Genomic DNA, 12,541 nt, shown 5'->3' with positions numbered 1-12,541 from the left:
ACAAAAAGCAAATTTACAGTTATTTCTTAATTAAATACGACTTTTAATCAATTGATATTTATAAAGTATTAACACGATCTACTTTTTTAACTCCTTCTATTTTAAGAAGTTTTTTTATCAATTTATCTAGTTGTGAAATATTCTTTACACTTATAGAGATTTTACCTTCAAATACACCTTCATCTCCTTTAATATTAATGCTATTAATAAACACGCCCATATTACCAGAAATGGTACGGGTTACATCATTTGCCAGACCTTGGTTGTCTACACCAGAAATGTGTAAAATTACCTTAAAGTCTTGTTTTGTAGAATCAATCCATTTTGCAGGCATAATTCTATAGGCATAATTAGATTGTAAAGAAATAGCATTTGGGCAGTTCATTTTATGAACTTTAAGACCATCATTAATAGTTAAAAAACCAAAAACTTTATCCCCTGGAATAGGATTACAACATTTAGATAGTTTATAATCTAGTTTTTGCTCGTCTTTACCAAAAACTAAAGCATCAAATTTACTCGATACTTCTTCTGTTTCTACGTATTCTTTTTCTGGAGTATTTCTTTTTAATTTAGATTTAAAGAAATTAAATAATTTACTATTTCGCTGAGACACAAAAGCTTTTAACTGTGTATTGTCTATAGCACCATTACCAATTCTAAAAAATAAATCGAAACTTGTTTTTAATTTAAAATAATTAACGAGTTCATTGGTTGTTTTATCATTAAAAGTAATTTTTAAATGACGTAGTTTACGTATTAATATTGCTTTCCCTTCGTCTGCAATTAATTTTTCTTCTTCATTTAAAGCGGCTCTAATTCTTGCTTTTGCTCTTGCTGTAATTACAAAATCTAACCATCTAGCATTTGGTTTGTTAGATGAACTGGTAATTACTTCTATTTGGTCTCCACTTTTTAATTGGTGACTTAAAGGCAATAATTTTCCGTTTACTTTTGCCCCTCTACATTTTAAACCAACATCTGTGTGTATCGAAAAAGCAAAGTCTAAAGCAGTTGCATTTTTTGGAAGCGATTTTAAATCACCTTTAGGTGTAAAAACATATATTTCTTTAGAATATAGATTCAGTTTAAAATTTTCTACAAAATCTACCGCATTTAAAGTCTGTGTTTCTAGGGTTTCTTTTAATTTATTTAGCCAATCATCTAATCCGTTGTCTTTAGTTACTCCCTGTTTGTATTTAAAATGTGCAGCATACCCTTTTTCTGCTATTTCATTCATTCTATTAGAACGAATTTGTACTTCTACCCATTGAGAATCTGGTCCTACAACCGTAATATGTAAGGCCTCATAACCGGTAGATTTTGGTTGAGAAATCCAATCTCTTAAACGAGTAGGGTTGGGTTTAAAGTAATCGGTTACAATGGTATAAATTTTCCACGCATCAAACTTATCATCATTAGAATTTGGGTTGTAAATAATTCTAATGGCATATTTATCATAAACCTCATCAAAAGTTACATTTTGATTGATCATTTTTCTACGAATAGAATAAATAGACTTAAAACGTCCTTTTATTTCATAGTCAAAATTCTCCTTATCTAACCCAGATTTTAAAGTCTCTTCAAATCGTTGCAAATATTTTTTCTGATCTTCTTTACTTTCTTTTATTTTACCAAGAATACCAAAATAAGCTTCTGGTTCTGTATATTTTAAGCCAAGATCTTCTAATTCTGTTTTTATATTATACAAACCTAATCTATGAGCTAAGGGCGCATAAATATATAAAGTTTCCGATGCAATTTTAACCTGTTTATGAGCAGGCATTGCATCCATAGTTTGCATGTTGTGTAATCTATCTGCAATTTTTATTAAAATAACTCTAACATCATCATTTAATGTTAAAAGCATTTTTCTAAAATTCTCTGCTTGTATAGAAGCATCTTGCTCTTTGTTTAAGCGAGATATTTTAGTTAATCCGTTTACAATTTTAGCAATGGTTTCCCCAAAAAGGTTTTCCATATCTTCTAAGGTGTATTCTGTATCTTCTACAACATCGTGCAGAAGGGCAGAAGCTATAGAAACCGCATCTAAACCAATTTCATAAGCAACAATTTTTGCAACTGCAATGGGATGATAAATATAAGGTTCACCTGTTTTTCTGCGCTGATCAGAATGCGCATCTACAGCAATGTCAAATGCTTTTCTTATGAGTTCCTTATCTTCTTTAGACATAATCTCATAAGTACCCTTTAGCAAATCTTTATATCGTTTTGCTATTTCTTTATTTTCCTCTTCTATGGTTGCGGTGTATTCCAAATGCGTTATTTTATTACTAGGGGTTAACTCAAAGTGAAATTAAGAATAAGTATTTTAACATACAAGTATTTCGTTTTCTAAATATATTTATTTCTTATTTTTGTAAAATGAAAAATATTTGTATCAGTTTTATCGTTTTATTTATCAGTTTTACTATTAACTCTCAAGAAAAAGCAGGGCAGAATCGTCTTTTTGAACTTCAAAAAAAGAAAGTAGAAATAGATATAAATAAAGATATTTTTACAAGTGTAACTACAAATATGTATGTATCACAAAATCCACAAGCATTAATTGTAGGTTTGTTTTTACCTATTTCTTATGAAACTAAAAAGACAAAAATAAATAATAAACCTGATGAAGGAATGGAGTTTAAAGGGGAGCAGAAGATAAATAGTAAAAATATTTTATTGTTAAGTGGTACGGTAATTAAAAAAGGAATTGAGTTCTCTAAACAAAAATATTATATAAAACAAGATCAAAACACTTGTATAGAACTTACAACCATGCTTCCTGTTAATGCAGATGCTAAAGATAAAATGATGTTAATGAAAATAGTACATTCCGTAATAGAAAAAAATTAACTTTCTAAATTATTAATTCTTTCCAACAGAGTTGGATGAGAGTAGTGCGCAAAAACATAAGCCGGATGCGGAGTTAAATTACTCAAACTATTTTTAGATAATTTTTTAAGTGATGTTATTAAGGCATTTCCTTCAAAAGTTTCTTTCGCATAATTATCAGCTTGATATTCAAATTTACGAGACATATAATTCATAAATAAACTTGTAATTTCTGATATCGGCGAATATAAAATTCCGAATGCAATTAATCCAATATGAAAACTAGGTATTGCAACTCCCAATGCTTCCGATAATACAGCTGAATTGATAAATATTGATAGAATAAACAACGTTAATCCTGTTAATAAAATTGACGCAACTAAATTAAAAACGATATGTTTTCTTTTATAATGGCCAACTTCATGTGCTAATACAGCTACAATTTCATCTGTTTCTAAGTCGTTTATTAAAGTATCATATAACGTAATTCTTTTTTGTGATCCAAAACCAGAAAAATAAGCATTTGCTTTTGTAGATCTTTTAGAACCATCTATCACAAAAATATTATTGATGGTAAAACCAACATTTTTTGCATATTTTTCTATGGCTGTTTTTAATTCTCCATCTTCTAACGGACTTTGTTTGTTGAATAAAGGAACAATCAATTTTGCATAAAACATGTTCATGAACAAAGAGAAAATAGCGACAAAAGCCCAAGCATAAATCCAAAAATTCTCTCCCGTAAGTTGATAAAACCAAATAATTAAAGCTAAAATTCCGCCACCTAACAAAGCGCTCATTACCAATCCTTTTAATTTATCTAACCAAAATATTTTTCTTGTAGATTTGTTAAAACCAAATTTTTCTTCAATTACAAACGTGCTGTAATAGGATAGAGGCGTGGTCATTATTTCTGATGCCAACATAATAACTCCAAAGAAAAGTAAAGCAACCAAAATTGGATTATCTGTATAGCTTCTTGCAAAATTATCTACATATTTAAACCCATCTACAAAAAAGAAAACTAATGTTAATAGTGTAGAAAAGAATGAAGTTATATTCGAAAACTTTGCACTGGTTTTTTTATAAGCTTGTGATTTTTTGTATTCATCTTCATCATAAACATCCTTTAACTTTTCTGGAATTTCTGCATCAAAACGTTTTTCATTTAACGTGTCTAAAATTTTATCAACCAGAAAACTGATGATTAATATGGCAATAATGATATAGAATAAAGTAGTTGGTTGCATAAAATAGTTGAAAGGATCTAAACAGCGTGTTTAGTGTTGTTTTTATTAAAAGTGTAATTTCATTCCTTCGTGCGTTCCTTTGAACCCTAATTCTTCATAGAATTTAATTGCACGAGGTCTTTTTTTATCAGAAGTTAATTGTACTAAATGCACCTTTTTTTCTTTGGCTCGATTTATTGCCCATTCAAAAACATTTTTTCCTATTCCTAAACCTCTTTGATCGCTTCTAATAAACACATTTTCTATTTGTGCTCTCCTACCTCCACAATAACTTAAATACTGAATATAAGTAATTTGTAAAGTTCCAATAATTTCTAAATCATTATTTTCGACAACAATAAGTTCTTGATTTTTATCAGCATCTATTTTTTTAAATGCTTCTAAATAGGAGGTTGGTAAAGGATTCTGAAAGTTTTCTCTTTTTTGACCAAGTTCATCTTCAGCCATCATTTTAATAATTTCCGAAATGTCGTTTATGGTAGCTTTTCTAAAGTTCATAGTCCATTAAGTTTTACTGAAAGTAGTATTGTAAAAGGAAATTAATAAAGCGTGTTTTATTTTTTATGTTCTTTGCTCGCATAAATTGCTGCTCCAATAATACCAGCATTATTTTTATATTCAGCAACTTTTACTTTTACATCAGTTTGTAAATATTCTTTAAAACCGTCATATCTTTTGCTAATTCCTCCACCTAAAACAATTAGACTAGGTGTGTATACAATTCTAATATATTCTAATAAAGAATCGAATCTTATTGCCCATTCTTTTAATTTTAAATTCTCTTTTTTCCTTACAGAGTCGGCTGTATAAAACTCAATTATTTTTCCATTAGTATGTAGCATTTTACCTATTTCTAAATTAGGAATTAGGTTTCCGTTAAAGAACAAACCAGAACCAATTCCAGTACCAATGGTAACCATAATTACAACGCCTTTTTCTTTTTTAGCAGCACCTAAACTAACTTCAGCTAAACCAGCTAAATCAGCATCATTACTCACATAAAAGGGCAATTTACATTCTTTTCTAAATAATTTATCAACCTTAACATTCAACCATTTTTCACTTAAATTTCCTGGATGAATACATTTACCATTCACAATGGTGGTAGGAAAACTACAACCAATTGCTTTTTTCCAATTAAAATGATTTACCATTTCATTTACAACCTTTGCTACTGCTTCTGGTGTTGCTGGTTTTGGAGTATCTATTCGGTGTCTTTCAGAAAGTAATTCTCCTGTTTTGGTGTTTACAATTGCGGCTTTAATTCCAGATCCACCGATATCAATTCCTAATACTTTCATATTTACTATTTAAATTTTCTTTGTCTTTTTGCTTCAAACAAAATAATTGCAGCAGAAACAGAAACATTCATAGAATCTATTTGTCCTTGCATAGGTATGTTTACGTTTTGTGTAGCAGCTTCTCTCCAAACATCAGTTAAACCAGTTGCTTCTGTACCTACAACAATTGCTGTGCTTTCAGTATAATTTTCTACATGATATTCATTAGAATTCTGCAAAGTGGCAGCATATATATTGATGTTCTTCTCTTGTAGAAACGTAATTATTTCTTCTGATGTTCCTATGGCAATCTGATTGGTAAAAACACAACCTACACTAGAACGAATAATATTTGCATTGTACAAATCGCTTTTAGGATTTGCTATAAAAACAGCATCTACATTTGCGGCATCTGCAGTTCTCAGTAAGGCGCCAATATTTCCAGGTTTTTCAACACCTTCTGCGATTAATATTAATGGATTTTTAGTTTGAAACAAGATATTCTCTAAAGAGAAGTCTTTTGCTTTTGTAACCGCAATTATTCCTTCTGTAGATCCTCTATAAGCCAGTTTCTGATAAACTTCTTTAGAGATTTCAATTCTATTTACATTTGCATTAAAAAGATGTAAAATTTCATTTTCTGAAATTAAATCTGGATAAAAAAGAATCGTATCGAATTCATATTCAGCAGAAATTGCTAGTGTAATTTCTCGTTTACCTTCAATAATAAATAAACCCTGTTTTCTTCGTTCACGTGCTTTTTCTTGCAGTTTAAGCAAATTTTTTACATACGTATTTTGAATACTAGTTATTTCTTTCATTAGTACAAATATACCTATTTATAGGTATTGGAAAAAAGGTAAATAATAACAATATTTGTGTTTATAAACCAAATTATTAATTTTTACTATTAAATGCACGTAAATTTAAATTTCTATGAAAAGGAGAGGTTCTATTTGGTTTCTATAAATTTAAAAGGCTCGCATTTTGCGAGCCTTTTCTATACTAATAAACTTTTACTGTTTACTTGCGTTTAAGATTACTAATTATTTTAAACTAGCTAATAATTTATCTGCAACTAATTCTGATGATGCAGGGTTTTGACCTGTAATTAAATTACCATCTTGTATTGCAAACGGAGCCCAATCTTCTCCATTAGAATAAAATGCACCATTTTCTATAAGCATATCTTCTAATAATAAAGGTACAATTTCTGTTAAACCAACAGCAGCTTCCTCTTTATTAGAAAAACCTGTTACTTTTTTACCTTTAACTAATGCAGTTCCATCTGCATTTTTAACATCTCTCAACACAGCTGGAGCGTGACAAACAAATGCAATTGGTTTCTCTTGACGATCAAACTTTTCGATTAACGCAACAGATACTTTATCATTTGTTAAATCCCATAAAGGACCATGACCACCAGGATAAAATACAGCATCAAAATCATCTGCATTCATATCTGCTAATACCTTTGTATTTTCAATTAAAGACTTAGTAGCTGCATCATTATTATAACGATCTGTAGAAGCTGTAGCTGCGTCTGGAGCATCACTACTTGGGTCTATTGGTGCTGCTCCTCCTTTTGGAGTTGCAATAGTAATTGTTGCTCCTTTATCTAATAAAGTATAATATGGAGTAGCAAATTCTTCTACCCAAAATCCTGTTTTTTTTCCTGTGTTTCCTAATTTATCGTGAGATGTTAATACAAATAATATATTCATTTTTTTTTCTTTTTTAATTGTTGTTTTTACTTCTGATACTTTATCAATAGTAGTTTCTTTTTTAGAATCCTTACAACTAGAAGCTGTAATAATTGTAAGCGTTAAAGCTATAATTTGTGTGAATTTCATATTTAAAATTAGTAAGCCATTTTTACAATTTCTTTTACTTTCTCTGGCGATAAATTTTGGTGTTCACCTAAACCTAACCAACCACGATCTGTAAAACGTTTTGCTATTTCTTCTGCAGTCCCTTCATAATTATCTGTATAATCAGATAATTTTGTTTCTATGCCTAATTTATGGAAAAAGGCAACTGTTTTTTCTATAGCAGCATACGCTCTATCTTCTTTACTACCTTCTTTAATTTTCCAAACACGTTCTCCATATTGAGCTAATTTTTCTTTTTTAGCATCAAAGTTATATTTGTAATGGCTAGGTGTAATTATAGCTAAAGTACGTGCGTGATCTATACCAAATAAAGCCGTTAATTCGTGCCCCATTGCATGTACAGCCCAATCTCCAGGAACTCCTTTTTGTATCAATCCGTTTAAAGCCATGGTACAACTCCACATAAAGTTTGCAGCTGCATCATAATTTGTAGGGTCTTTTAAAACCTTTGGAGCTATTTCAATAATAGTTTGTAAAATACTTTCTGCAAAACGATCTTGTAACAATCCATTAACCGGGTACGTCATGTATTGTTCTAAAACGTGCGTAAAAGAATCCATTAATCCATTTTGTAATTGACGTTGCGGAATAGAGGCAATTACTTGAGGATCTAGTATAGAGAATACAGGAAATAAACCTGGACCACCCATTGCTAGTTTTTCTTTTGTTTCTCTTCTAGTAATTACAGCACCAGAATTCATTTCAGAACCGGTAGCAGGTAATGTTAAAACAGTTCCAAAAGGCATTCCTTTTTCTGTTTTAACGTTATTTGTTAAAATATCCCAAGGAGTTTCTCCTTCAAATACTGCAGCTGCAGATAAAAATTTAGTTCCGTCTATTACAGATCCACCACCAACAGCTAATAAATACGTAATTTGTTCTTCTTTAATTACATTTAAAGCTTCCATTAAGGTTGCGTACTCTGGGTTTGCAGGTATTCCTCCAAACTCTACAACTTCAATATTTGCTAACGCTTTTTTTACTTGGTCGTAAATTCCGTTTTTCTTTATACTTCCTCCACCATACAACAGTAATACTTTTGCATCTGCAGGAATTTCAGTTTCTAATTGTTTAATTGTATCCTTTCCAAAAATAATTTTAGTAGGATTTTTTAATTCAAAATTGTTCATCTTCTTTTATTTTTTTTAGATTTTAACGATCATTTTACCTTTGTTCTTACCATCAAATAAATCGATGAAAGCAGTAGGTATATTCTCGAAACCATTTACGATAGTTTCTGTGTAAGTTAACTTCTCTTCTGCTAACCATTCTGATAACTGTTTAATAGCTCCTGGAAATTTATCAGCATAATTAGAAACAATAAATCCTTGCATTAGTGCACTATTTTTAACTAAAAACGGTTGTACACTTACACTTTTAGGAATTTCAGTCTCATTATAAACTGAGATTGCTCCACAAATAATAATTCTTGCAAAACGGTTGATGTTAAATAATACAGCATCCGAAATTGGCCCACCAACATTATCAAAATAAATATCGACACCATTTGGTGCTAATTTTTTAATTTCAGCATTTATATCTTTATTGGTGTTGTAGTTGATACCTGCATCAAAACCAAATTTAGATTTTAGCATATCAATTTTTTCATCTGTACCTGCAATTCCAATTACATTTAATCCAAGAATTTTAGCAATTTGCCCAACAACAGAACCAACTGCACCTGCAGCACCAGAAACTACAACTGTTTCTCCAGCTTTCGGTTTTCCAATTTCGTTTAATCCTAAATAAGCAGTTAAACCAGTCATACCTAAAATACCTAAAAAGGTACTTAATGGCGCTTTTGTTCCGTCTACTTTATTTAAACCATCTCCATTAGAAACTTGTTGTGTTTGCCAGTTTAATAAACCAGAAACATAATCTCCTTCTTTAAAATTATCATTTTTAGAAGCAGTAACTTTAGCAATAACACCAGATTGTACTGGTTCGTTTAATTGAAAAGGAGGTACATAAGATTTTGCGTCGCTCATTCTTCCTCTTAAATAAGGATCTACAGAAACGTACGCAGCTTCTAGAAGAATTTCTCCATCTTTAATTGCTAACTCAGTGTCTTCCGTTACAAATTCAAAATTAGAAGTTGTTGGTTTTCCTTGTGGTCTATTGTTTAATAAAATCGTTTTCATTTTTTTTTTTTTTAAATTATATTACAGTCACTAAATCTTTCATCGGTTTTCTAACTTTTACCAAGTTTACCAACCAATCTTCATCTTCTTTTCTATAACCTAATGGTAATAAAACAGCACTACGTAAACCTTTTTCCCTTAAGCCTAAAATTTCATCAACCGCTACAGGGTCAAAACCTTCTACTGGCGTTGCGTCTACTCCTTCGTAAGCTGCAGCAATAATTGCATGTCCGAATGCGATGTACGCTTGTTTGGCAGCATGATTAAAATTTTCTTCTGAATCTCTTTGCGGATAAGAGCTTAATAGCATCTGACGGTAGTTTTCCCAACCTTCGTTTTCAAAACCACGAATTTCGTTTGTTAAATCGAACATATAATTGATGCGTTCTGGGGTATACGTATCCCAAGCTGCAAATACCAATAAATGAGAACAGTCTGTAATTACAGATTGATTCCAAGCGATTGGTCTAATTTTCTCTTTTATTTCTTGATTTTTTACTACAAAAATTTCGAAAGGTTGTAAACCACTAGAAGTTGCTGCTAAACGAGCTGCTTCTAAAATGCGTTCTACTTTATCTTCTGCTACAACTTCTCCATTCATTGCCTTTGCAGCGTATCTCCAATTTAATTTATCTAATAATTCCATATTCTGTTCTTTATTTATTTTTTTGAAAGTTTTTTTATATCGTTTGAAGTAATTATGACTCCGGCATTATTTTTAGTATTTGCTAAGTTTATCATTGCTTGTGCAATATTTTCAGCATCTATAATTTTATATTCTTTTAGTTTTCCTATAAATAAAGGTTGAATTAATTTAATAACAACCAAACCTATTTTTTCTAAGATTCTACTTTCTTTTCTTTCTCCACCAATTAAGGAAGGTCTTAAAATAAAAGTGTTTATAATATTTTGTTTTAAAACATCACGTTCCATTTCGCCTTTTGTTTTATTGTAAAAGACAGTACTTTGTGCATTCGCTCCCATTGCAGAAACCACTAAAAAAGTAGCGATGTTATTTTCTTTTGATAGTTTTGCGGCAGCAAACGGAATGCCATAATCTATCTTTTTATACAATGTTTTATCTGGAGTTTTTTTAGCAGTTGTACCAATGCAACAATACACTTCGTCTGCTGTAAAATTTGCTTTAAATTGTGTTAGATCTAAAATGTTACCTATAAACTGTTTTACCTTTTTGGGTAAACCATCAATTTTAGAACGAGAAAATAATTTTATTGTCTCGTAGTTTTTATCTTCAATTAATTTATGAAGAATATGATTACCAGTTAAACCGGTTGCACCTAAAATGATTGCCGTTTTCTTCATCTTATTTACAAAGTTTTATACTGCTCCATGCAGATTGATACGCTTCTTCTAAATGAGTTTCATTTAATTTAAAAGAACCTCTTTTTTCAGACATCATTAAAAATGATAATGGATTTATAGCATATGCGTACAAAATATAATCGGACATTGGTTTTATAATACCTTCTTTTTTACCGCGAGTCCATAAGTCGAGTAAAGGCTGTAAATGTTTAATACCCTCTTGTCTACTTGGTTCGTCAATCATTGGCGTATTATCACATTGTGCCAAAAACATAGCATTCTCACATTCTTTTAATTTAAAGTTAGCAATGCGATTCCAAATTAATTTAAAACCTTCTTCAATAGACATATTTGCTTTATAAGTTTCAAATGCATAATCTGTATATCTTGCTTTTACCTCTATATAGGTTTTATTTACTAAATCTTGCTTGTTTTCAAAATACAAGTAAATGGTAGCAGGGGATACATTTGCCATTTTCGCAATTTTACTCATAGGTGTCGCATGAAATCCGTTATTATTAACGAGCTCAATTGTTGCCTTTATTAGTGCATTACGTTTATCTATACTTTTTTGAAGCCTTGCCATATTGTTTTATTCTGATGCAAATGTACATAAAAATGAACGTTCATTCTTTTTTTTTAACAAAGATTTATATTTATACAATTATAGATATTATTGATTACGGTGCATAACCAAAAGTAAGTCTAGAATAGGGAAGACAATAGAAAAGAGATATAATACAAGTTGATTATAGAAATTGGTATCTTTGATCAACCAATAACTAGAAGAAACAATTGCAAGAACCTTTCATTAAAAATTATAGTATTAACGACGTTGTCAAAATTATTGGAGACAAGCCACAACTGTACACAGATTTACATGTGCATATATCTAAAAATAATTTTGATGAAACTCCTTTTTTAGCACCCTTTAGATCCGGGAATTATACTTTTTTGTTGATACTTAAAGGATTCATTAAGTTACAGTTAAACTTAATTAAACACACTTTAGAAAGTAGTGAGATGATTGTTGTGAAACCCCAAACGGTTTCTCAAATTACTGAAATAAGTAAAGATATAGAGATTATTAGCGTTAGTTTTACAGTCGATTTTATTTTTAAGATCCTTTTAAAAAAAGCAGAATTTGATGCCATAGACTTTTTAACGGCAAACAGTTATCCGAAGTTAAAATTATTAAACGAAGAAAAAGAAACTTCTATAGTATTGTCTAAATTATTAGCGAATAACAACAATGCAGATGCACTTCTTTTACCTTTTAGAAATGAAATTATAATGCACTCCTTTGGTTTATTATTATATCATTACGGAGCCATTTTTAAAAGAGAATATCCAAATTTAGAAGCGCATTTAAATAGGAAACAGCAATTAACACTTCAGTTTTTAACCATTTTAAATGATCATTTTAAAAATGAACGTTCTGTTAAGTTCTATGCTGGTTGCATGCATTTAACAGCTGCACATTTATCAAAGGTTTTAAAGGAGGTTTCAGATAAAACTGCCAGTCAATTAATTGATGATGCTGTAATTATGGAAGCTAAATTATTATTAAGCAATCCTTTATTAAGTATTTCTGAAGTTGCAAATGAATTAAAATTTAGCAACCTTTCTTTTTTTGGTAAATATTTTAAGAAAAATACAGGTGTATCACCTTCTTACTTTAGAAAAAACACAAATTAATTGAAGTACAATTTTTTGTTAAACTTCTCTAAAAACACGTTTTTGACCAATACATCCCTTTTTTCGACTACCTCATAATGCTGATTATTTTTTATCTTTGAATATAATCAAATCATCTA

General features: G+C 30.1%; 13 protein-coding genes. 2 read left to right on the top strand and 11 right to left on the bottom strand.

Annotated features, from left to right (window positions below):
• Positions 1-58: 58 nt before the first annotated feature.
• Positions 59-2,278: a bifunctional (p)ppGpp synthetase/guanosine-3',5'-bis(diphosphate) 3'-pyrophosphohydrolase gene (locus H0I27_RS09580; protein ID WP_218730495.1), complete on the bottom strand. Its 2,220-nt coding sequence runs from the start codon at positions 2,276-2,278 to the stop codon at positions 59-61.
• Positions 2,279-2,385: 107 nt separating this feature from the next.
• Between H0I27_RS09580 and H0I27_RS09575 the strand changes: the two genes are divergently transcribed.
• Positions 2,386-2,859, top strand: coding sequence for a hypothetical protein (locus H0I27_RS09575; RefSeq protein ID WP_218730494.1), 474 nt, complete (start codon positions 2,386-2,388; stop codon positions 2,857-2,859).
• On the opposite strand, the gene H0I27_RS09570 is transcribed toward H0I27_RS09575, so the two are convergent.
• The 10 genes from H0I27_RS09570 to H0I27_RS09525 all read right to left on the bottom strand — a co-directional run bounded on the left by H0I27_RS09570 (position 2,856) and on the right by H0I27_RS09525 (position 11,310).
• The gene (locus tag H0I27_RS09570; protein ID WP_218730493.1) at positions 2,856-4,088 is read right to left on the bottom strand and encodes a M48 family metallopeptidase; all 1,233 of its coding nucleotides are present in this window, start codon (positions 4,086-4,088) and stop codon (positions 2,856-2,858) included. The genes H0I27_RS09575 and H0I27_RS09570 overlap by 4 nt on opposite strands.
• A gap of 45 nt (positions 4,089-4,133) precedes the next feature.
• On the bottom strand, positions 4,134-4,586 hold the full coding sequence (locus H0I27_RS09565; RefSeq protein ID WP_218730492.1) for a GNAT family N-acetyltransferase: 453 nt from the start codon (positions 4,584-4,586) through the stop codon (positions 4,134-4,136).
• A 56-nt stretch (positions 4,587-4,642) separates the two neighbouring features.
• Positions 4,643-5,389 carry a polyphosphate--glucose phosphotransferase gene (ppgK, locus tag H0I27_RS09560; protein WP_218730491.1) on the bottom strand — a complete coding sequence of 249 codons (747 nt, stop codon included), beginning with the start codon at positions 5,387-5,389 and terminating at the stop codon, positions 4,643-4,645.
• Positions 5,390-5,394: 5 nt separating this feature from the next.
• The gene (locus H0I27_RS09555; RefSeq protein ID WP_218730490.1) at positions 5,395-6,189 is read right to left on the bottom strand and encodes an RNA methyltransferase; all 795 of its coding nucleotides are present in this window, start codon (positions 6,187-6,189) and stop codon (positions 5,395-5,397) included.
• 225 nt (positions 6,190-6,414) lie between these two features.
• On the bottom strand, positions 6,415-7,221 hold the full coding sequence (locus tag H0I27_RS09550; protein ID WP_218730489.1) for a type 1 glutamine amidotransferase domain-containing protein: 807 nt from the start codon (positions 7,219-7,221) through the stop codon (positions 6,415-6,417).
• Positions 7,222-7,229: 8 nt separating this feature from the next.
• Positions 7,230-8,390 carry an iron-containing alcohol dehydrogenase gene (locus tag H0I27_RS09545; protein ID WP_218730488.1) on the bottom strand — a complete coding sequence of 387 codons (1,161 nt, stop codon included), beginning with the start codon at positions 8,388-8,390 and terminating at the stop codon, positions 7,230-7,232.
• 15 nt (positions 8,391-8,405) lie between these two features.
• The gene (locus H0I27_RS09540; RefSeq protein WP_218730487.1) at positions 8,406-9,401 is read right to left on the bottom strand and encodes an NADP-dependent oxidoreductase; all 996 of its coding nucleotides are present in this window, start codon (positions 9,399-9,401) and stop codon (positions 8,406-8,408) included.
• A 16-nt stretch (positions 9,402-9,417) separates the two neighbouring features.
• Positions 9,418-10,047 (bottom strand): NAD(P)H-dependent oxidoreductase, encoded by a 630-nt coding sequence (locus tag H0I27_RS09535; protein WP_218730486.1) that lies wholly within the window; start codon positions 10,045-10,047, stop codon positions 9,418-9,420.
• Between the two features lie 14 nt (positions 10,048-10,061).
• Positions 10,062-10,724 carry an NAD(P)H-binding protein gene (locus H0I27_RS09530; RefSeq protein WP_218730485.1) on the bottom strand — a complete coding sequence of 221 codons (663 nt, stop codon included), beginning with the start codon at positions 10,722-10,724 and terminating at the stop codon, positions 10,062-10,064.
• A gap of 1 nt (position 10,725) precedes the next feature.
• Positions 10,726-11,310 (bottom strand): TetR/AcrR family transcriptional regulator, encoded by a 585-nt coding sequence (locus H0I27_RS09525; RefSeq protein ID WP_218730484.1) that lies wholly within the window; start codon positions 11,308-11,310, stop codon positions 10,726-10,728.
• Between the two features lie 209 nt (positions 11,311-11,519).
• Between H0I27_RS09525 and H0I27_RS09520 the strand changes: the two genes are divergently transcribed.
• Positions 11,520-12,422, top strand: a complete 903-nt coding sequence (locus H0I27_RS09520; RefSeq protein ID WP_218730483.1) for an AraC family transcriptional regulator — start codon at positions 11,520-11,522, stop codon at positions 12,420-12,422.
• Positions 12,423-12,541 lie beyond the last annotated feature (119 nt).

Origin of the sequence: Polaribacter sp. HaHaR_3_91, assembly GCF_019278525.1 — a bacterium.
Lineage (GTDB): Bacteria > Bacteroidota > Bacteroidia > Flavobacteriales > Flavobacteriaceae > Polaribacter.
The sequence above is the reverse complement of the archived record's forward strand: the minus strand, read 5'-3'. Positions and strand labels throughout refer to the sequence as shown.